Here is an 18561-nt window from a genome sequence, read left to right on the forward strand (position 1 = left end):
AGCGTAGCGATCCCTCTAGACAACTAGAGATCAGCGGTGAATGGTGTGGCCCAGCGCTGTCTTGTTTCCTTATTAAAAGGTGGATTCCAGTGCTGGATTAGCTGTTGTTCGAGCCTGCGGCGGGCTCGTGTGTCCGTTGGGGCATCGGTGCAGAAGCGAATGCTGAGTTGATGGGCCATTTGGCAGCGTTGAAGGGCTTCGCCATAAGCAGATAAATAGGCCTTGCAATCGTGCTCCCCTTTCCAGCGCCGATCAGCGGCTTTGGTTTCCCCCACGTACAGCAGAAGGGGATGTTCAAGGTGGGGGGGACGGTCAAGCACGAAATAAATGGCGGCTCCCCGATGGGGGCTTTCAGCCCAGCGCCAGAAACTCAACGGGAGCGGGGTGAGCGCTAAGGGATCGATGGACGTCGGATCGATGGACGTGGCGGCATCAGCAACGTTGCCGCTCAATAAATCGCCTTGACCCGAGCCAAAGACGTCGCGGCGAAAACGTGGCGACTGAAAGTCGTGGAGTCGCTGCTGCCAGCCCCGCAACTGCTCCGCAGTGATCGGGAGATCAGGAGTGGGTGTTGACCCCAGCGGAATGCCCGAGAACAGATCGCCTTGCATGACTTCAACCGCGGGGCGGGAGCGACGGGCCTGCCCGTCGCTGGCCGAAGGACACGCGACCAATCAAAGCCTCCACGCTGCTGGCCGGAAGGCAAAGCCGCTCTTGCAGGTCGGCTAGATCACGGAACCCGCGCAGGCGTCGCTCCCGCAGTAGTCCATGGATGCGTTGGTCTGGCCAAGCCAGGGATGTGAGTTCTTCGGAACTGGCGTTGTTCACATCGATGCAGCTCCTTACCGGTTGGAGCGGCGCATCGCCATACCAGTTGAAAACAAGGTGGGGTGCCCAAAGCTGGGCGAGATCGGTGGGAAGGTCGAGCAGACGAAACAGGTCGTCAGCGGCAGCGAATTGAACCCCCCCGCGCTGAAGCCGCACAAGAAGGTCGGCCATGTCATCGGTGCAGCCGGGCAGTTCTCGCCACTGCTGTTGGCTGCCGCGGTTCACGTCGAGAAACCAGTTGCTCGGAAGGGCCGGTTCGGGCCTTGCAAGCGCGTTATTGGACGTTGCAGACGACCGTGCAGGGGGTAGTTGTCCAGTGGCTTGCAGCACACGTCTGGCCAGCGGATCTAACCAGTGGCTGCGGGGCATTTCGCACAACGGACGTGGGCGAACCTTAACGACATGCCCCGTAGGTTGCTATTGGAAATCTTTCACGATCGTTTCACAGCCCCCTTTTGAATTGATGTAGTCCTTCATCAGGTCTTCAAAGCCAGGGCTGTTGTTCACCGTGCGGCGCTCGTCTGGACTCACCTGTTTGGCATCAAGGAACCGGTTGGCCAGTGAGAGGGCTTGTTCGGCCCCCATCGTTCCTGTCTGAATCAGGCATTTGGCGTTCGCTTGGGCAATGGTGACCAATGCCGTGGTGCGTTCCGTCTGCGCAACGGCGACGCTTGAGCCAAACCCAAGCAGGGTCCAACCGATCAACACAACGGCAACGGCGTAAAGAGAGCGCTTTTTTGATAACCGGTTGGAGTGGTCCATGCGTGCTTGTTTTGAGCTGTGGCTTTGTTTTGGTTCAGCGATGGGTTTTGTGGTGCCAGCGGGGAATCGGAGCGGGAGGGTCCACCAAGTTGTGTTGGAAGGCAATCAGCACGGCTTGGGTTCGATCTCGGGCTTCAAGTTTCCGGAGAAGGCTGGTTACAGCGTGTTTGATCGTGTCGATGGCGAGATGCAGTTGGTCGGCAATCTCTTGATTGCTGAGTCCCCGGCATAGACCTCGTAAAACATCTTCCTCTCGCAGGCTGAGCACGTCGCTTAGCAGTGGTGGGCCGTCAAGGATGGGCCGGCGGCGGCTCTGCTGACAGACCCCTGTGATGGTCGGGTCCATGTGGATCCCATCGCTATCCATCGCTTGGAGAACGCTCAGCACTCCACCATCGCCAAGGCGTTCACGGCTGCATAGGCCCTCACAGCCAGAGGCGATCGCTGCATCAATGGTGCTCAGCAGAGGGCGCTGAATCAACATCAAGCAGCGCAGTTTTGGATGCTGGGCCTTCGCTGCGGCCACCAAGGCTGGGCCTGAGCCGCTCTCGAGCAAATCAGTACAAACCAGGAGTTGAACGTCGTTCGCCGTGAGGCAGTTGAGGGCATCCTGCTCACTGGTTGCAGCGCCGACTAAGGGTCCAATGCCCTCAAACAAATGCGTTAGGGCTGTGATAAACACTCGGTCTGCACTGGCGATGACTGTGCGTCGATCTCTCAGGACAGGAAGGCTGCGTGTTCTGATCTCACGCATGAGTGGTATTTGCGCAGTGAGGTTCACTCGGGGAGATGGTGGTCACTTCGGGAATGATGTCCATGGGGTGAACCCGCACTGCCAATGGTGATAGGAAGTCTGCAGAATTTCCGTTAACGAACGACATTTCGAAGCGATGGCCTTCTTCGATTCCGACATCGTCCAAGACGAGGCCAAGCGCCTGTTTGGCGATTACCAGCAGTTGATGCAGTTGGGCAGCGAGTACGGCAAGTTTGATCGCGAAGGCAAGAAGAAATTCATTGAAACCATGGAGGAGCTCATGGGGCGCTATCGCGTGTTCATGAAACGGTTTGAGCTGTCGGAAGACTTTCAGGCGAAGCTCACGGTGGAGCAGCTTCGCAGCCAGTTAGGGCAATTCGGCATTACCCCTGAGCAGATGTTTGAACAGATGAACACCACCTTGGAGCGGATGAAAGCTCAAATTGAGTTGCCCCCTTCGGACTGAAGGAGCACTCGTACGATCGCCTCAACAGCTCTTCCATTTCCGTCCCCATGCCGGAGACCAATCCGTCGTTGCCGTCATGGCTGAATCGCGGCATGGCCGACTTGTTTCCTGCAGGCGAGCCCAGCGATGTGGATCAATCCTTGGCAGCGCGGTTAGCGGCAGCTGAGGCTGAGGGCCGTCCGTTGCGGGTGAAGCTGGGTATCGACCCTACGGGTAGCAACATCCACCTGGGGCACAGCATTTTGTTCCGCAAGTTGCGGGCCTTTCAGGATGCCGGCCACATTGCGGTATTGATCATTGGGGATTTCACGGCTCGGATAGGCGATCCCACGGGCAAGAGCGCGACGCGGGTGCAATTGAGCAAAAATGACGTTGCGGTGAATGCGTCCACCTACTTGCGCCAACTCGGGCAAGATCAGCCCAAAGAAACGGCGTTGCTCGATTTCGAGACCCCTGGTCGGCTGGAGGTTCGATACAACAGCGAATGGTTGGAGGGCATGGACCTTCCAGCGGTGATCGGATTGCTGGGCACCGGAACCGTGGGCCAGATGCTGGCGAAAGAAGATTTTTCGAACCGCTACAACAGCGGCACTCCCATTGCCTTGCATGAGTTTCTGTATCCCCTCCTTCAGGGGTACGACTCGGTGGCGGTCAACGCCGATGTGGAACTCGGGGGCACCGATCAAAAATTCAATGTGGCGATGGGCCGTGATTTGCAGAGGCATTTCGGCCGCGGCACCCAGTTCGGTTTGTTGTTGCCGATCTTGGTTGGTCTGGATGGGGCTCAAAAAATGAGCAAAACCCTCGGCAACACCGTGGGTCTGGAAGACGACCCCCTATCGATGTATTCCAAACTTGAGAAAGTCGGCGATACGGCGATCAACGACTACGTGACGTTGCTCACCGACCTCAATGTCGAGGCGTTGCCGGAGAACCCACGAGAGAAGCAGAAGGCGATGGCACTGGCGGTGACCGCAACGCGCCATGGCACGGATGCGGCCGCAAAAGCCCAGCTCGATGCTGGAAACCTGGTTGGTGGTGCAGGTGATGCATCCGCTGATGTGCCTGAGGCCTCGTTGCTTGCGGTGAATTTCCCGGCGAAGGCTTTCTACTTGATGAGTGCTGTTGGTATCTGCGCCAGCAGTAGCGAAGCGCGGCGCCAAATCAAGGGGGGTGCTGCTCGCCTGGATGGGGAAAAAATCACCGATCCCAATCAGGAATTCGCCTCGGCCGCTGAGCTTGATGGCAGGGTGCTGCAGCTCGGCAAAAAAACCTTTCGGCGATTGACGGCATAACGCGTGGCTGTTGGGTTTTTCGACACTGTCTTGGATTCAGACCCTTGGTTAAATGATCTTGGCCATGCAGGGCGGGTGCCCGCGACGTGATGAAGCCTCACTGTGTTCTTGATGCTCAGGCTGGCTTGGCGGAAGGTCCCCACTGGTGGGCAGAGAAAGGTATTTTTCTTTGGGTGGATATCGAAGCCTCGCGGGTGGGCTTATTCGATCCGGTCGCCCGCAGCAATCGATTTTTGGATTTGCCCTCCCATGTGGGGGCCGTGGTCCCAACCACGACGGGCGATTTAGTTGCCGCGACGGCCAAGGGGTTTGTGCGACTCAATCCGCAAAGCGGAGTTTTGACTGCCCTTTGCGATCCTGAACCTGGACGTTCGGAACATCGCTTCAACGATGGAAAGTGCGATTCCTGGGGACGGTTTTGGGCGGGAACGATGGCCTACGACTTCAGCCCTGGCGCAGGATCACTTTGGCGGTTGAACAACGATTTCAGCTGCAGTTTGCAATGGCAAGAGCTCACGATTTCGAACGGTTTGGCCTGGAGCCTTGATCGACGTTTTTTGTATTTGATTGATTCGCCGACTCTGACGGTGATGGCTTTTCCTCTGACGTCGACCGGTTCACTAGCAGGCCATCCCACTGCATGCATCACCATTCCGGCGGAGTGGGATGCCCTACCCGATGGGATGTGCATTGATGCGGAGGGCAAGCTGTGGATCGCCCTATTTGGTGGGGGTGCCGTCACCCGTTGGGATCCTCTGGATGGTCGGTTGATGCAAACGGTGGAGCTTCCCTGTCGCCAGGTCACCTCCTGTTGTTTTGGTGGCCCTGATTTGGATCAGCTGTTGATCACCACAGCGCGTCGGGGCCTTGATGCTCAAGCACTAGGGGAACAGCCCTTGGCAGGAGGTTTGTTTCAGCTGAGCCCTGGTATTAAGGGATGCCGATCTGAAATGTTTCGAGTTTAGGTATTAATATCGTTCTTTCCTAGATGAAGAAGCGGCGCCAAAAGTTTGGTTTTTGTAATTGTCTTTTGAAGTCATCTGGCGTGCTTAGGCAGTCTCTCCAGTCGCCAAAGTTCTGTTGGAACAGGGCTTCGATCTTTGGTTCTTGTGCGATTCGAGATTCCAGTCGGTCTTGAACAGCTTTGTCAAACCAGGCTGGTAATTTAATTCCTTTTTTGGAGTGAAATCTTCGGAGATAGTTGTGTTCAATTGCGTCTTTTGAGGGAGATACATTGCTATGGCCGCTGACTTGTCCAATGCAATCACTGAGGTTGCGCCCGTCATTGGAAATGCTCTGGATTAAAAGATCTCCTGGGGTATTGCAATTCTTGGTGAAGTCGTCGAAATCGATCCCGAGCACTTGTCCTTTAAGCCGGTTGCGGAGGCTGTTGACCAGGCTTGGGTAGTTGAAGTAAAAACGCTGCTCGAGATTCTGGTTCTGAAAATCTAAAAAGCCTTTAGCTGCAGCGAGACGCCCACTGGATGCAAATTCTAAAATTGGGTAAGTGTTGCCAAAATTACGTCTTGGATCCGATAATTGAGAATATAAAGAGCAGTAAGATGAAAAAGGATTGCGAAAACAAAGAACCCAAGTGATGTTTTTAATCCCTGACTGGTATAAAGTATGTTCAATTTTTTCTGGATAGTCGTGGTGGAAGCGATATTCAAAATTTTCAGCAGATACTAATAAGCAGCCATCACGCATTAGTTTTTTGCTTTTGCGCGCAAACATGCGGATCCAATCTGTATCGGGCAAATTGGCGAAATTATTGTGATGTGGTTTCCTGCTTTTTGGGTAGTAAATGCCAGCTTTTAATAATTCACTGGATGCGTTATTGCAGCTGCGCTGAAACGATGTAGTGCCTGTTTTGTGGAGGCCGGCATGAATTACAGCGCGCAGCATCGGATGAACCGTGATGGTGTGGAGGAAGGCCCTTCAGGATGGAGGTAGATCTTTCCTCTGATGTGGCTCTGCTGCACTCTGCCAACCCCGCTGACCAGATCATTGTGGCCCTCGACGGCATGGCCCCTGATCAAGCGCTTGCTTTCAGTGTGCAGGTGGAAGGGTTGCGTTGGGTGAAGGTGGGGCTGGAGCTGTTCGTGCAGGCGGGGCCTGAGGTGGTGGCTCAGCTGCGGGAGCAGGACTTGCGGGTGTTTCTCGATCTCAAATTTCACGACATCCCGGCCACGATGGCCGGTGCCTGCCGGCGGGCGGCTGCGCTTGGGGCTGAGCTGATCACAGTGCATGCCTGTGCCGGCAGCGAAGCTCTGAACGCCGCGCAATCTGCAGCAATGGAGGGAGCTCAAAGCAGCGGGCAGCCCTCGCCAACTCTTCTGGCAGTGACGGTGCTCACAAGTTGGGAGGAGCAGCGTTTACAGCGGGAACTCGCCATCAGCCAAGGCATCGCTCCGCGGGTTTCGGCCTTGGCCCAGCTATCGGCCACTGCCGGTATCGGTGGATGTGTGTGTTCGCCTTGGGAGGCCGCGGCATTACGGGCTCAACATCCCGAGCCGTTTGCATTGATCACGCCCGGGATTCGCCTCAAAGGCGCTGCGGTGGGTGATCAAGCGCGGGTGATGGGGCCGGCTGAGGCGATGACAGCAGGCGCAACACAGCTGGTAATCGGACGACCGATCACCAGAGCCAACGACCCCAGTGCAGCATTTAACGCTTGCTGTCGAGAGCTCAGAACTTGAAGTTCAAGCCTCCTTGCACTTGCCAACTGGTGCCACGATTGCCAGCCCAGAGCAACCCTCCACCACGGGCGTACACCCCCATCGAGGTGTCTTGGAAGTTGAAGGTGGTGTAGTCGAGGCCCAGTTCCACGAGGGCGGCATGGTCGTCGTTGCCATTCACGTCCCAGCGTTGGCTCTTGCCAGATTCGAGGTAACTCACTTTTTGGTGGTCACCGCTCATCCCCCAGTCGGCGGCCCAGCCCACCCGCAGCGAGGGTAAGAGTAATGATCGTTCGCCATCACGGATGGGAATGGCGAACTTCACGGAGAGCTCACTTCCCAGTTGGTCGACTTCCATCTCATGGAAGCGGAGACGATCACGCCGGTTGGCGCCGTGTTCGCTGAACTTGTCGAGGCTGGTGTTGGTGTAACTCAGTTGGGCCTGAGGTTCGATGATCCAGTCACCGCTTTGTAGTGGTGCACCGATGTTGAGCACGCCAGTCCAGGAATTGCCGCTTCGGTCTCCCTTGGCGGTTTCACCATCGATCTTGCGGCGATGCTCACCGTCATAGCCGCCGGCGCTGACCATGCCGCGCAAGTAGAAGTCGCTGGTCCAGTACTCGGCGTAGGCACCACCACCCCAACCATCGCTATCCCAGCTGCCGCGTGCACCATCTGTGCCGTTCATCACCGCATAGGTGCCAAACAGGCCGATCCGGGTTTCATCGTTGATGGGAATGTCGAAGCCGATCTGGCTGCCGCCATTGCTGAAGTTGGCGTAGCGATCGCCAGCGGCACCGTTGCTACTACCGCCGCCAAAGCCGCGCACCCAAGCATTCAGCCCGGGCTCATTCACCTCGTTGGTGAACAGCAAGCCATGGGGCTCCAAAACCTCCCCGTAGCTCAGTCCGTCCACCGTGATGACCATGCCATCTGCATCGGTATCGGCTTCGATGCCAACGGCGTTGAGCTGGGCCATGTCGTTGCGATCGAGCGTCCGCTCGAGGTATGTCTCTGCTTCAACGTCATCGAGCTGATCGCTTTTGAACCAGAGCGGGCGGAGTGGTTCAGCGGGGCGTGGCTCGGGCGTGGCGTCCGGTGTGGCTTTAAGAGCGGCTTCCTCCATCACCTCCTGGAATTGCCGATACGGCGGAGCAGGCGGGAATTGAGTACAGGGCCCAAAGCACGACGGAACGATCACCATTCGTTTGGACTTGTCTGGCTTGTTCGACTTCTTTGATTGATTTGACCGCTTGGGCTTATCGGGTTCCTCGGGGGTTGAATCCGGCAGGCAGACTTCGCTGCCAAAAGGATCAACCGTGCAGCTCTCGGCTTGGGCCGGTTGATGTGCCATGACGATCTCCAGCATCAGTAGACCCATTCCTGCAGCCAGAAGTGTTTGCAGGCTTGGGATTGAGCGCCAGAACATCGGTGAGTGGTGAATGTATGGAGTAATTTTGACGGTTAAAAAATAAAAAGCGAGTGATTGATGGCGAATGAAAAATATGGAATCGCTCTTTTGATATAAGGCCTAAAAAAGATGTTGTGTCTAGCAAGTTTCTTGTTTAGCTGATTCAGCTTTGGACCGCAATTCGGGGTCAAATAGAATAATCTTTGACATCTAGTCACCAATTTCGTCAAGGGTATTGCCGGAAAAATGCTCGATCGGTACCAACCTTTTGCGAGCATTCCTTTGGGTTGATTTTTTATTGAGATCTAGAAATTCAGGAATGAAAGGGTGATTAAGATCGCTACATAGACGGTCTAGCAATTTCTTTGTGACGGCCTTTGCTGAGCAAGTTAGTTGTGATCAGCTGCAGGTGTCGGTGGTGAGCATGGGTGATGGCAGCGATGTTGATTTCCCGGCGATCTATGCCGATCTTTTTTGAGAGCGCACATTCAACAACAGCAAAGGCGGCTGGGAGTACGACTACTTCACCAGCTACGCCATGCCGGACTTCATCGGCTGAGGCTGGGCGAGAGAAAGGACGCTTTAGCTCTTCCCTTTCTCCCCGATGCGCGGTTCCGTGCCCGCCAGCAGCCGCTCAATGTTGCTGCGGTGTCGCCACAGCACCATCAGGCTGGCCACCACCGATACCGCCACGTAGGCGCTGCTGCCGCCGGAGGTGAGCATCAGCACCGGCAGACCGATGGCGGCCACCACGCTGGACAGCGACACGATCCGGCTGAGGCTGATCACGGCCATGAACAACCCCAAACATGCAAGCCCCACGGGCCAGGCCAGACCCAGGAACATCCCCAGGCCAGTGGCAACGGCTTTGCCACCTTTCCAGCCCAGCCAAACCGGCCAGATGTGACCGGCCAACGCTGCAAGCCCTGCCAGCACCTGCACCCAGTCGTTCAGGCCAAAGCTTTTCGCGAGCAGCACGGCCAACGCCCCTTTGCCCACGTCGAGCAGGAACACCACCAACGCCGGGCCTTTGCCCACGTTGCGCAGCACATTGGTGGCGCCGGTGCTGCCCGAGCCGCACTGGCGCAGGTCAATTCCCTTGAGCCAGCGCCCGGCGAGGTAGCCGTTGGGCATCGAGCCCAGCAGATAGCCAAGCGCTAGGAGCAACAGTGAAGAGAGCAGCATCAGAGCAGGTCGTCGTCATCGAGCCGTTCGTTCGGGCCAGCGGCAAACGCCAGCCACAGTGGAAACTGAAGCACAGGAATCGCCACGTCGCGCTCGGCGGTGTCGATCAAGATCAGTGGCACTTCGCCGCGCTCCTCCAATCGATCGGCCCGTTCCACCAAAGCTTCTGATCGTTCAAACAACACGATCCCGCTGCTCGGTCCGAAGTCTTCTCGGCCCAAGCCGAGGGCATCTTGAAGGCCGCGTCGCCATTCGCCCAGCCGTTCGGGTGCCCCCGCGAGCACCAGGCATTGGAATTGGGCGCCGTACAGCTCGCCGATAATGGCGATCAAGGCCGCGCTCACCAGGATGTTGCGCGGGCGGCTGCCCCGGCTGGGCTGAGCGCCACGGCCGCCTTGGTTGAAGAACCAGTCTTCGAGCAGGGCTGTATCTCGTGCGTCGATGCTGCGGCGCAGACTCCAGGGGTCGGCATAGACATCTGGTTGTTGCAGGAACCGCTGCAGGGCACTGCGAATCAGGGCTTCATCGGGGCGAAACGTGTCCGACACGGCGATGGGTGGGGAGGTGTCGCTTGCGTTCTGACCCTCGGCCCCCTGTTGGTCTGTTGCTTGTTGGTCGAGTGGTGAGGGTTGCACCACCATCGGTTGCACCACGAGGTCCAGGCTCTCCACCGACTGCACCAGGTCTTGAAGTGCTCCACCCAGATACTCCTGGAAGCCCTTCACCCGCCGTGCAATTGCATCGGATTGACCGGCAAAGGAGGTTTTGAGTTCGGCTTCGAGCTGTTGTTTGCGGTTGGTGAGCAGCGTGATCTCTGCCGATAATTCATCGCGGCGGGATTGGAGATCTTTTAAGGCCAGCTCCACCACGGGGTTGTCGGGGGCCGGCTGGTTCTCGTCCGCAGCTCCAACGTCAGACGCTTCATCGGGTTGATCAACCGCGGCGTCTGCTGTCGGTGGTGCTTCAGGGGTCTGATCGGTGCCGTTGTTGATCGCCTCGAGCTCTTGATTCTCCATCGATCGACACGAGCTACACCAACTATTGCAACCGACCCTGCAGGCTCTGCAAGTGCAAAACGACGCAAAACAATTGAGCGAATCAGCGGCTCACAAAATCGTGAAGATCTCGACACGATTTCGTGAAAATATCGTGATGATTTAGGGCTTGTTTTCCGATTGTTGTTGGGTTGTCTCGAGCTTGCCAACCCGTTGTTCGAGCTGTGCCCTTAGCTCGCTTGGGCTGAACAGGATTGGCAGAAAGTGAATGCTTTTGGTTTCCCGAAAGAAGAACAATCCCGGCAGCCAGGGGGCAAATAGGCGCCAGGCCAGCCAGTGTTCGTAGGGAAAGCGACGCAACTCCCGACCGTTTTGCCAAACGATCAGGGCGCGCTCTTCAAATTCCAGGCGCAAACTGGCGGTTTGGATGAGCAGGAACAGGCCAAACAGCACCACCACCAGCGTTGGCCAGGGTTGACCTGGTAAAGGCAGTAACGCAGCTCCGAGGGCCACCACCAGCAAGGGCAAGCGTGGGTCTGGCCGCAAGATCACGTTGGGCAATGGGGTTGTCATGCGCCGAACAGCACTTGGGTTAACACCACGTCCATGATGCAAACCAAAATTAGGATCATCACCACGGCACCTGTGGTACTGGTGCCCACTTCCTTCGGGCCACCCTTGGTGGTGAGGCCCCACCCGCAGGAAATGGTGGCGATGATCAAGCCAAACACCACAGCCTTCACAAGCATGAAGGGCAGATCCTCTGGATGCATCCAGGTGCGCACGGACGTCCAGAACACTGAGGGTGGAATGTTGTAGAGCGCGGTGCTTGTGATCTGTCCCGACCAAACCGCCACGATGAAAAAGAAAAAGCACTGCAGAGGTGCCATCACCACAAGGGCGATCAGCCTTGGCACCACCAGGTATTCCACTGGGTCGGTGCGCAGCATTGTGATCGCATCAATTTGTTCGGTCACTTTCATGGTGCCCAGCTGCGCTGCGTAGGCAGTGGCGACTTTCCCGGCCAGCAAGCAGGCGGTGAGTAGGGGTGCGATTTCCCGGGCGAGTCCGATCGCGAGGATGCCGCCCACCGTGGATCCAGCCCCTTGTCGGGTGAGCTCTGCGGCCACTTGAATGTTGAAAACCGAGCCTGCAGCCACCGAGATGATGAAGACGATCAGCAAGCTGCCTGGGCCGGCTTCCATCAACTGATCGGAAAGATCCACTGTGTTGATCCGCCCGCGCATTGTTGCTGTAACGGCTTGGCCGCCGATCAAAAGGCTTGAGCCCAAACGTTTAAGCGAGCGCGGCATTCTCATCCAGCGGAGCTCTTGAGATGGGCATGGCGATCGGGCCAGCCTCGCATCACTCCTAGGCCCATCAGCACCAGAATGGCGGGGATCAAACCCATACACAGTCTGACGGCCAATAAAGCGGTGTTGGGCTGCTCAATGAAATTCAAAGCCCCATCACAGCTAGTGGTTGAGATGTATCCCGTGAGCGATAACAGCAGGCCAAACACGCTCATGCTCAGGCCTATGACTAACTTCTGGCCAAACACCATCCAGGCGGTGTAAAGCCCGGCGGGGCGGGTTGGATCCGCGTCGATCGCATCAGGTAGGAGCGACCAGGGGATTAGGTAAGCCGTGGCTGCTCCTAAGCCCACCAACATGATCAAACTCACGATTGGGAGGTAAGCGTTGAAGCTGCTGCCTGTTTCCACCGGTTGCAGCAGCATCGACAACAGGCACGCCACGATCCAAATACTGGCTCCCCAGGCAAGCGCTTTGATCCGACCATGGCGATTGGAGAGCAGGCTCCAGAGCTGGAGGCCCGCCAGTGCGGCGATGTTGAACGCCAGCAAGAGCAGGGTTGAGATGCCGGCTGGGACGTGCAGCACCTGCACCAACCAGATCAAGGCCACCACCTGCATCAGCTGAAGCCCAAACCACAGCAAGAGATAGAGGCCTAACACCTTGATAAAGCGTGGGTTAGTTCTGATCCGTCGAAATTGCTGAAGCGGAGCTTCATCGCTTCCGCTGGGGCGTTGGGCCTGTTTTGCGAAAGGTGCTAAGCCCCAACAGCACAGCAGGGTTGTGCAGGCGGCAATCGTTCCGGCGATCTGGCCCATCAAGATGTAGCCACCGCCTCCTTCCCTCAGCACAAGAAAAGCAACGAGAAGCCCAATGGTTCCAGCCAGGATCGATCCGGTGAATCGGGCTGCGTTCAACCGCGTGCGAATGGATGTATCGGCTGTGAGCTCAGTAGACAACGCGGCGTAGGGAAGATTCACGCCCGTGTAGGCGGTCATCAGCAGGATGGCCATCACCACGTAGTAGATCGTGCGTTGCAGGAGGGTTCCCTCAGGCACCCACCACATCGCAGCCAGGCTGATCCCCAACGGCAGGGAGGCGCCAAGCATCCAAGGCAACCGTGGCCCCCATCGGCTTTGGGTGTGATCACTCATCCAGCCAATGAGGGGATCGTTAAATGCGTCCCAAACCTTGATCACGGTCAGGAGTGAGCCCGCGATGAAGGCGGGCAAACCCGCTGCACAGGTGAAGAAGGGAAATAGGTAAAAGCCAAGGATTGTGGCGGCCAAGCCTGTGCCTGCATCCCCAAAGCCATAGGCCACCATCAGGCGACGGCGGGATCCACCCAGCTGGGCGTCTGACGTTGTCACGCGAAGAAAGGGGTCAGGCCGACAGTCATAATGAAGGTGTACTGACACGAGCACCACCTTTCAATAAAGGTAGTTTGTCTGTACTAGCGCGGGCGTTGTGTAATGGTAAGACCTCAGCCTTCCAAGCTGATGACGCGGGTTCGATTCCCGCCGCCCGCTTGATTAAAGCCGCAGGTTTGAGACTTCGTCTTGAGCCACGAGCAGCACAAAACTTCGGCTTTGCATGGGGATGGTGACCCCTCGGAATGGGACGGGTTGCTCCGGCAGATCCTTTGGAGATGGCAGAGACGTATCGATCACCCGCGTCCACGGCGAAGCTGGAACAGGAAGTTCGAAATTCAAAGCTTCTTTATGGGCGTTGAAGCCCATCCAGATCAGGGCACCGTGGCTTCCCATATGCAAGCTTGTGGCAATGGAGCGAGACCATGCCGCCCAATCCGGCTTTGAGAGTTCCACGCCATGCCACTGACGCCACAGATCAGTTTGATCCTGCGGATGTTTCTTCGTGGTTTCCCGCGCTGGAATCAAGGGGTTGAACAGCTGCGGTAGGGCCTGACGCAACTTCAACAGGCGTGTGAGAAAAAGCTTGAGCTCCAAATCGCAGTGGTCTTCGTTCCAAACCATCCAGCCCAATGGACTGTCTTGGCACCAGGTGTTGTTGTTCCCCCCCTGGCTTCGTCCCACTTCATCGCCCATCAGCAGCATCGGTACCCCACGGGCGAGCAACAGGGTGCTCAGCAGATTGCGTTGCTGTCGTCGTCGTAATGCCAACACCGCTGGATCGGTGGTGGGTCCTTCTATGCCGTGGTTCCAGCTGTTGTTGTGGTTTTCGCCGTCGCGGTTGTCTTCGCCATTGGCGAGGTTGTGCTTGCGGTTGTAACTCACCAGGTCGGCAAGCGTGAAGCCATCGTGGGCTGTGATGAGGTTCACGGAGCGACCCATGGCGACAGCCTTCCCGTCGTAGAGGTCTGGACTGCCTTTAAAACGTTGTGCCAGGGCCCATGTGGTGTGCTCATCACCTTTCCAGAACCGGCGCAATCCATCACGGAAATGACCGTTCCACGTGCCGACTCGCTTCGCTGGAAAGTCATTCAGCCGGTACAAGCCACCACAATCCCAAGGCTCGCTCACCAGTTTGAGGTCGCTGAGCTCGGGGTCCGCTTCCATCGCCGTGAATAGAGGGGGGTGGTCAAGGGGCTTCAGTTGTGCGCCCCGGCTGAGCGCAATCCCAAGGTCGAAACGAAAGCCATCAATGCCAAGTTCAAGAGCCCAGCAGCGCATGGATTCCAAGATCAGCTGTGTGCTGATCGGATCGTTGGCAGCGATTGAATTGCCGCAGCCGCTCACGTCGAGGTAGTCGCCGTCGCTGTTCTGGTGGTAATAGGTGTCGTCAGCAAACCCACGCCAACTCAGCGTTGGACCGTGGCGATTTCCCTCAGTTGTGTGGTTGTACACAACGTCCAGCAGCACTTCAATACCCGCGTCATGGCAGGCGGCGACCAATTGACGCATCTCATCGCGTCCTTGCAAAGGATCGTCTACTGAGCAGTAGCCGTGGTGGGGTGTGAACCAATTGAGTGGGCTGTATCCCCAAACATTGTCCCGACCTGGAGGTGCATCGGCAGGGTCAAAAATGAACACCGGTAGGAGCTCAATCGCCGTTACTCCGAGATCTTTTAAGTAAGGGAGCTTCTCAATCACTCCGCGATAGCAGCCTCGGTCTGATCGGTCCAAACCTGAATCGCTCGCCCGGGTGAAGGCACCCACATGCAATTCATAAATCACCGAACGTTGCCAGCTGTGACGGGGGCGCGGGTGGGATTCGAAGTCGAACGGCTTCCGCTCACTCACCACGGCCTTGAGGCAAGCATGGGCATTGGGCGAGGGTCCCGTGGCGAGGACTCGGTCGTAGACATCCCAACCAGTAATCGCTCGTGCTGCTGGATCCAACAACACTTTTGAGGGGCGAAAACCATGGCCTCCCGGTGCTAGGGGGCCAAACACTCGGTAGCCGTAACAGCAGCCCTCGTTGAGTCCCTCCACTTCGACATGCCAGTAATCCCCTGAACGATGCCGTCGAGCATCAAGCTCGATCACCCGTTCAGGGGCCCCATCACTGCCGTTGCGATACAGCAACAGCTCGATCCGATCCGCAGCAGGGGCTGCCAAGGAGAAATTCACTCCTCGCGTTGTTGTACTGCTGCCCAAGGGCCAGGGCTTGCCGGAATGAATGCCGCTCAAGGCCTGGTGGAGATGTGGCCTTCAAACTAGTGGTTCGCTCCGCTCTTGAGTGTCATGACCATGACCACTGCCTTGGAGGCCGGTCGGCCGCCGCAGCAGGTGCGCAACGATCTATGGCTTTTTCCGCCGAATCGGGATTGCCAGGGCGGTAGTTCCTGGTGGTTAAACATCGATCCTGAGCCGGTCTTGATTGACTGCCCGCCTTTGACACAGTCCACGATCACGACTCTGAAGGCTTTGGCCGGGACCCGTCAGCCGCGCATTTTGCTCACCAGTCGTGAAGGCCATGGCCGGTTGCGACGGCTGCAGGAGCAACTCGATTGGCCGGTGCTGGTGCAAGAGCAGGAGGCCTACCTGCTGCCCAATGTGGAGCGCCTCGAATGTTTCAAGGATGAGCACACCACAGCCAGCGGATTGCGTTTGCTTTGGACCCCAGGACCGACTCCAGGCAGTGCCGTTGTGCTCGCGCCGGCCCCTGTTGAGCTGTTGTTCTGCGGGCGTTTGCTGACTCCGCTGGCACCCGGATGTCTCGGACCGTTGCGACATGGCCGCACATTTCACTGGCCTCGCCAGCTCGCAAGCTTGACCAAATTGCGATCCTGGATTCCCCCAGAAGCCAGTCCAGAACTGGCTTCTGGGGCTGCTCTTGGGGGGTTGCGTGGCGAGCGTTTAGTGCCCTTCTCCGGGTGGAGTGCTCAACCATCCACTCCCTAAAGCATTGCGCCAGAAGACATTTCGCTTGCAGCTACCGGTTGAACTCCATACGATTAGCGCGCTTGTGGAAGTCATCGGCGCAACCACAACGCCGCATCAGAGCTGTTTCCGCCCCCCATCGTTTCCTTTCAAATGAACAAAGCTGATTTGGTCAACCTGGTTGCGGCTCGCACTGAGCTCACCAAAACCGACGTGTCCATGGTTGTGGATGCCGCGATTGACACCATCATCGATTCCGTCGTTGAAGGCAAAAAAGTTTCCATCCTTGGTTTCGGATCCTTCGAGCCCCGTGAGCGTTCGGCTCGCCAGGGCTTGAACCCTAAAACTGGTGAAAAAATTGCCATCCCAGCCAAGCGCGTGCCTGCATTCACCGCCGGCAAGATGTTCAAAGATCGCGTTCAGGGCTGATTCCTTCGAACAATTTGAATTTGTTCTCCGAGGCGGCTGAAGAGGCCGCCTTTTTTAATGCGTTGTCCGAACCATCTCCTTCTCCAGCTCGATCAGGGCCACCGGCTGAGGGAGCGAAGCGGTTATCGCGGCCGCTTCGCTCCATCTCCAACTGGTGTTCTGCATTTCGGCAATCTCCAGACGGCTCTGCTGTCTTGGCTTCAGGCCCGCTGCTGCGGAGGTGAGTGGTTCCTGAGAATTGATGACCTCGATACCCCAAGGAATCGACCGGAATCGCTGTTGCGGATTCAATCCGATTTGCTTTGGCTTGGCTTGCACTGGGACGGCCAGCCCATTTTGCAAAGTTCCCGGCTTGGGATCTACAACTCGTGGTTGTCATCTCTTCGACGCAGTGGCCTTGTGTTTGCCTGCCGCTGTTCCCGCCGCGATCTGGCTGGCGAGTCGATCTATCCTGGGACGTGTCGAGCGATTGATGCGGGTTGGGGATGGCGGGCGCAACGTCTACCGAGTTGGCGTTTACGGGTGCCTGAGCACAACCCCTTTGGCAGTGGAGATGTGGTTGTACGACGTGCCGACGGTTTTATCGCTTACCAGCTCGCCACAGTGATCGATGAACTGTCTTTTGGAATCACTGATGTGGTTCGTGGCAACGATCTCCAAGATGCGTTGCCAGCCCAACGCAGTCTTTATGCAGCGTTAGGGCAAAAGCCGCCTCGGTTTTGGCATGGACCTTTGCTTTACGACGACGATGGGCAAAAGCTTTCGAAGCGAGAATCCAGTGCTGGTTTGGATGTTGCTCGCTTAAATGGTGAAGACCCCGCCCACGTGATTGGTCAATTGGCGGCCGGCCTCGGTTTGGTCCCGATGGGAACGCGTCTTTCGTTAGACGAACTGTTGTCCGACGTCCGTGATGCCAGCACTCTCCCCCTGAATTCTTAAGGAAGGATTCGGGATCACCGGCAACGAATCGACCCATATTGATAGTCATTCCAGTCCTAGCAGTCCATGTCGACTTGCACGATTTGCGGTGGCAGCGGCGTTCAACGTGTGTCTAGCCAGCGTTCACGCACTTGCCTTGTCTGTCTTGGTCAAGGCATTCTTTCAGCGGCAACGAAGCCAGCCCCTCTGAGTCACCAGCCTGGTGCCGTTCCAAGTTTGAAGGATTTGAGCTGTCTCACCAAGCCAAGAACCTGATCTTCAACCCAACGGTGCTTTTTCTTTGTTGCGCAGCACGAACAGAGTTGCAGTGCCGACAACCACCAGCAGTGGTACCGCTGTGAACAGCAGCAGGGCAATTGCGGAATAATCGGTATACACGGTGGAGCTTTTGCTCGAACTGCGGCCACTATCTCAGGAAATGGACGTTGCCCCCCCTGATTGTTTGCACCGAAACAGTTGTCTCCGATACGGTTCGTTTGAGTTCAGCATGTGCTGTGATCGCCCTGACGGTAATGACGTTTTTTGCTCCCGATGTCAGTGCCCAGGGGTTTGAACGTTTGAACAGCGACGCTATTCGTTGTTTGCAAACCGGGGATCGAGGAATCTGCCAGCGCGCTCTGAACAACGCTGAAGTGCTGCAAAGGCTTGCTTCAAATCGGCAGGCTTATCCCTGTCAAACCTTGCTTCTTGGGGTTCAAGCCGACCTCATTCTTCAGCAGTTGGGAGATGGTCGCGGTGATCGAGCGATCTCAGATCTCCAGGAAGCGCGACGCGGCTGTCCTGGCCTGTGAGGGTTGATCAAAAGATTGTGAATGTAGCCATATCGATATTTTCAAGATGTTTTGAATAACCTTTGTGGTGGTTGTTGAAATCAATTTTGTTTTTCGTTGATGAAATCTGCAAAGGAGTGAGACGCAATTGTTTCAAAATAGTCATCGACAATTTCAACGGCATTCATGCCTTCATTGGCATTGATAATGCAGCTCACATAACACGCGATCGCATCGCCTAACGTCTCGAATCGTTCCACAGGAATGGATTGATTGCCGTCGTCGAAGAGAACCTCAAAGGTCATCGTTCATATAGGCACGATGGATGCATGAGACTAATTGATCGTTCTTGCGGTGATTTTTAAGGTGTTGGAAGGTTGGTCATTCCTTCGTCTGCCTGTCTTGAAGTCAAGGAACAATAATGGGGTTGGT

21 protein-coding genes and 1 tRNA gene are annotated in these 18561 nt (G+C 56.6%); 9 read left to right on the forward strand and 13 right to left on the reverse strand.

Annotated features, from left to right (window positions below; all coding sequences use genetic code 11):
* Nucleotides 1-23: 23 nt before the first annotated feature.
* The 4 genes from SYNCC9902_RS02835 to SYNCC9902_RS02850 are packed head-to-tail and all read right to left on the reverse strand — an operon-like array spanning nt 24 to nt 2344.
* Complete coding sequence (locus tag SYNCC9902_RS02835; RefSeq protein WP_011359377.1) at nt 24-611, reverse strand: hypothetical protein; 588 nt, start codon at nt 609-611, stop codon at nt 24-26.
* Between the two features lie 4 nt (nt 612-615).
* Entirely contained in the window at nt 616-1197 is a 582-nt protein-coding gene (locus SYNCC9902_RS02840) for a hypothetical protein (protein WP_011359378.1), read from the reverse strand.
* A gap of 48 nt (nt 1198-1245) precedes the next feature.
* Nucleotides 1246-1590 carry a hypothetical protein gene (locus SYNCC9902_RS02845; protein ID WP_011359379.1) on the reverse strand — a complete coding sequence of 115 codons (345 nt, stop codon included), beginning with the start codon at nt 1588-1590 and terminating at the stop codon, nt 1246-1248.
* A 34-nt stretch (nt 1591-1624) separates the two neighbouring features.
* Nucleotides 1625-2344 (reverse strand): response regulator transcription factor, encoded by a 720-nt coding sequence (locus SYNCC9902_RS02850; protein ID WP_011359380.1) that lies wholly within the window; start codon nt 2342-2344, stop codon nt 1625-1627.
* Between the two features lie 136 nt (nt 2345-2480).
* On the opposite strand from SYNCC9902_RS02850, the gene SYNCC9902_RS02855 reads away from it, so the two are divergent.
* From SYNCC9902_RS02855 to SYNCC9902_RS02865, 3 genes are all read left to right on the forward strand, one after another.
* Nucleotides 2481-2810, forward strand: coding sequence for a DUF1825 family protein (locus SYNCC9902_RS02855; protein WP_009790413.1), 330 nt, complete (start codon nt 2481-2483; stop codon nt 2808-2810).
* A 47-nt stretch (nt 2811-2857) separates the two neighbouring features.
* Complete coding sequence (gene tyrS / locus SYNCC9902_RS02860) at nt 2858-4105, forward strand: tyrosine--tRNA ligase (RefSeq protein ID WP_011359381.1); 1248 nt, start codon at nt 2858-2860, stop codon at nt 4103-4105.
* An 89-nt stretch (nt 4106-4194) separates the two neighbouring features.
* Nucleotides 4195-5070 (forward strand): SMP-30/gluconolactonase/LRE family protein, encoded by an 876-nt coding sequence (locus tag SYNCC9902_RS02865; RefSeq protein WP_011359382.1) that lies wholly within the window; start codon nt 4195-4197, stop codon nt 5068-5070.
* A 19-nt stretch (nt 5071-5089) separates the two neighbouring features.
* Here SYNCC9902_RS02865 and SYNCC9902_RS02870 read toward each other — a convergent pair whose 3' ends face one another.
* Entirely contained in the window at nt 5090-6010 is a 921-nt protein-coding gene (locus SYNCC9902_RS02870; protein ID WP_011359383.1) for a hypothetical protein, read from the reverse strand.
* Between the two features lie 38 nt (nt 6011-6048).
* Here SYNCC9902_RS02870 and pyrF point away from each other — a divergent pair, with 38 nt between their 5' ends.
* Complete coding sequence (gene pyrF / locus SYNCC9902_RS02875; protein WP_011359384.1) at nt 6049-6804, forward strand: orotidine-5'-phosphate decarboxylase; 756 nt, start codon at nt 6049-6051, stop codon at nt 6802-6804.
* Here pyrF and SYNCC9902_RS02880 read toward each other — a convergent pair.
* The 6 genes from SYNCC9902_RS02880 to SYNCC9902_RS02905 all read right to left on the reverse strand — a co-directional run bounded on the left by SYNCC9902_RS02880 (nt 6794) and on the right by SYNCC9902_RS02905 (nt 13012).
* Nucleotides 6794-8212 carry an autotransporter outer membrane beta-barrel domain-containing protein gene (locus tag SYNCC9902_RS02880; RefSeq protein WP_041424834.1) on the reverse strand — a complete coding sequence of 473 codons (1419 nt, stop codon included), beginning with the start codon at nt 8210-8212 and terminating at the stop codon, nt 6794-6796. The genes pyrF and SYNCC9902_RS02880 overlap by 11 nt on opposite strands.
* A 564-nt stretch (nt 8213-8776) precedes the next feature.
* Nucleotides 8777-9379 (reverse strand): glycerol-3-phosphate 1-O-acyltransferase PlsY, encoded by a 603-nt coding sequence (gene plsY, locus SYNCC9902_RS02885; protein WP_011359386.1) that lies wholly within the window; start codon nt 9377-9379, stop codon nt 8777-8779.
* Nucleotides 9379-10395: a DUF3086 domain-containing protein gene (locus tag SYNCC9902_RS02890; protein ID WP_011359387.1), complete on the reverse strand. Its 1017-nt coding sequence runs from the start codon at nt 10393-10395 to the stop codon at nt 9379-9381. The genes plsY and SYNCC9902_RS02890 overlap by 1 nt, the downstream gene beginning before the upstream one ends.
* Before the next feature lie 141 nt (nt 10396-10536).
* Nucleotides 10537-10947, reverse strand: coding sequence for a DUF3119 family protein (locus tag SYNCC9902_RS02895; protein WP_011359388.1), 411 nt, complete (start codon nt 10945-10947; stop codon nt 10537-10539).
* The gene (locus SYNCC9902_RS02900; RefSeq protein ID WP_011359389.1) at nt 10944-11693 is read right to left on the reverse strand and encodes an MlaE family ABC transporter permease; all 750 of its coding nucleotides are present in this window, start codon (nt 11691-11693) and stop codon (nt 10944-10946) included. The genes SYNCC9902_RS02895 and SYNCC9902_RS02900 overlap by 4 nt, the downstream gene beginning before the upstream one ends.
* Entirely contained in the window at nt 11690-13012 is a 1323-nt protein-coding gene (locus SYNCC9902_RS02905; protein ID WP_049749476.1) for an MFS transporter, read from the reverse strand. Before SYNCC9902_RS02905 ends, SYNCC9902_RS02900 begins: the two co-directional genes overlap by 4 nt.
* A gap of 133 nt (nt 13013-13145) precedes the next feature.
* On the opposite strand from SYNCC9902_RS02905, the gene SYNCC9902_RS02910 reads away from it, so the two are divergent.
* A tRNA-Gly gene (locus tag SYNCC9902_RS02910) sits at nt 13146-13216 on the forward strand.
* A gap of 3 nt (nt 13217-13219) precedes the next feature.
* Here the strand turns inward: SYNCC9902_RS02910 and SYNCC9902_RS02915 are convergent.
* Complete coding sequence (locus SYNCC9902_RS02915) at nt 13220-15298, reverse strand: glycogen debranching protein (RefSeq protein WP_011359391.1); 2079 nt, start codon at nt 15296-15298, stop codon at nt 13220-13222.
* A 54-nt stretch (nt 15299-15352) separates the two neighbouring features.
* Between SYNCC9902_RS02915 and SYNCC9902_RS02920 the strand changes: the two genes are divergently transcribed.
* The 4 genes from SYNCC9902_RS02920 to SYNCC9902_RS02940 all read left to right on the forward strand — a co-directional run bounded on the left by SYNCC9902_RS02920 (nt 15353) and on the right by SYNCC9902_RS02940 (nt 18150).
* Entirely contained in the window at nt 15353-16012 is a 660-nt protein-coding gene (locus tag SYNCC9902_RS02920) for an MBL fold metallo-hydrolase (RefSeq protein ID WP_011359392.1), read from the forward strand.
* Nucleotides 16013-16114: 102 nt separating this feature from the next.
* Nucleotides 16115-16420 carry an HU family DNA-binding protein gene (locus SYNCC9902_RS02925; protein WP_255346187.1) on the forward strand — a complete coding sequence of 102 codons (306 nt, stop codon included), beginning with the start codon at nt 16115-16117 and terminating at the stop codon, nt 16418-16420.
* A 57-nt stretch (nt 16421-16477) separates the two neighbouring features.
* The gene (gene gluQRS / locus SYNCC9902_RS02930) at nt 16478-17359 is read left to right on the forward strand and encodes a tRNA glutamyl-Q(34) synthetase GluQRS (protein WP_011359393.1); all 882 of its coding nucleotides are present in this window, start codon (nt 16478-16480) and stop codon (nt 17357-17359) included.
* A 512-nt stretch (nt 17360-17871) separates the two neighbouring features.
* A complete protein-coding gene (locus tag SYNCC9902_RS02940) occupies nt 17872-18150 on the forward strand; it encodes a hypothetical protein (RefSeq protein ID WP_156771046.1) in 279 nt (92 codons plus the stop codon).
* Between the two features lie 80 nt (nt 18151-18230).
* On the opposite strand, the gene SYNCC9902_RS02945 is transcribed toward SYNCC9902_RS02940, so the two are convergent.
* The gene (locus SYNCC9902_RS02945) at nt 18231-18434 is read right to left on the reverse strand and encodes a hypothetical protein (protein ID WP_011359395.1); all 204 of its coding nucleotides are present in this window, start codon (nt 18432-18434) and stop codon (nt 18231-18233) included.
* Nucleotides 18435-18561: the final 127 nt, after the last annotated feature.

Origin of the sequence: Synechococcus sp. CC9902, assembly GCF_000012505.1 — a bacterium.
GTDB lineage: Bacteria > Cyanobacteriota > Cyanobacteriia > PCC-6307 > Cyanobiaceae > Parasynechococcus.

Bases quoted from the DNA above. Each gene is read 5' to 3' on its own strand.
- SYNCC9902_RS02835 (WP_011359377.1), bottom strand. From the start codon at position 611: ATGCAAGGCGATCTGTTCTCGGGCATTCCGCTGGGGTCAACACCCACT.
- SYNCC9902_RS02920 (WP_011359392.1), top strand. From the start codon at position 15,353: ATGACCATGACCACTGCCTTGGAGGCCGGTCGGCCGCCGCAGCAGGTG.
- SYNCC9902_RS02845 (WP_011359379.1), bottom strand. From the start codon at position 1,590: ATGGACCACTCCAACCGGTTATCAAAAAAGCGCTCTCTTTACGCCGTT.
- SYNCC9902_RS02840 (WP_011359378.1), bottom strand. From the start codon at position 1,197: ATGCCCCGCAGCCACTGGTTAGATCCGCTGGCCAGACGTGTGCTGCAA.
- tyrS (WP_011359381.1), top strand. From the start codon at position 2,858: ATGCCGGAGACCAATCCGTCGTTGCCGTCATGGCTGAATCGCGGCATG.
- plsY (WP_011359386.1), bottom strand. From the start codon at position 9,379: ATGCTGCTCTCTTCACTGTTGCTCCTAGCGCTTGGCTATCTGCTGGGC.
- SYNCC9902_RS02865 (WP_011359382.1), top strand. From the start codon at position 4,195: ATGAAGCCTCACTGTGTTCTTGATGCTCAGGCTGGCTTGGCGGAAGGT.
- SYNCC9902_RS02905 (WP_049749476.1), bottom strand. From the start codon at position 13,012: ATGGTGGCCTATGGCTTTGGGGATGCAGGCACAGGCTTGGCCGCCACA.
- SYNCC9902_RS02880 (WP_041424834.1), bottom strand. From the start codon at position 8,212: ATGTTCTGGCGCTCAATCCCAAGCCTGCAAACACTTCTGGCTGCAGGA.
- SYNCC9902_RS02895 (WP_011359388.1), bottom strand. From the start codon at position 10,947: ATGACAACCCCATTGCCCAACGTGATCTTGCGGCCAGACCCACGCTTG.
- SYNCC9902_RS02870 (WP_011359383.1), bottom strand. From the start codon at position 6,010: ATGCTGCGCGCTGTAATTCATGCCGGCCTCCACAAAACAGGCACTACA.
- SYNCC9902_RS02855 (WP_009790413.1), top strand. From the start codon at position 2,481: ATGGCCTTCTTCGATTCCGACATCGTCCAAGACGAGGCCAAGCGCCTG.
- SYNCC9902_RS02940 (WP_156771046.1), top strand. From the start codon at position 17,872: ATGACGTTTTTTGCTCCCGATGTCAGTGCCCAGGGGTTTGAACGTTTG.
- SYNCC9902_RS02945 (WP_011359395.1), bottom strand. From the start codon at position 18,434: ATGACCTTTGAGGTTCTCTTCGACGACGGCAATCAATCCATTCCTGTG.
- gluQRS (WP_011359393.1), top strand. From the start codon at position 16,478: ATGCGTTGTCCGAACCATCTCCTTCTCCAGCTCGATCAGGGCCACCGG.
- SYNCC9902_RS02850 (WP_011359380.1), bottom strand. From the start codon at position 2,344: ATGCGTGAGATCAGAACACGCAGCCTTCCTGTCCTGAGAGATCGACGC.
- SYNCC9902_RS02900 (WP_011359389.1), bottom strand. From the start codon at position 11,693: ATGAGAATGCCGCGCTCGCTTAAACGTTTGGGCTCAAGCCTTTTGATC.
- pyrF (WP_011359384.1), top strand. From the start codon at position 6,049: ATGGAGGTAGATCTTTCCTCTGATGTGGCTCTGCTGCACTCTGCCAAC.
- SYNCC9902_RS02890 (WP_011359387.1), bottom strand. From the start codon at position 10,395: ATGGAGAATCAAGAGCTCGAGGCGATCAACAACGGCACCGATCAGACC.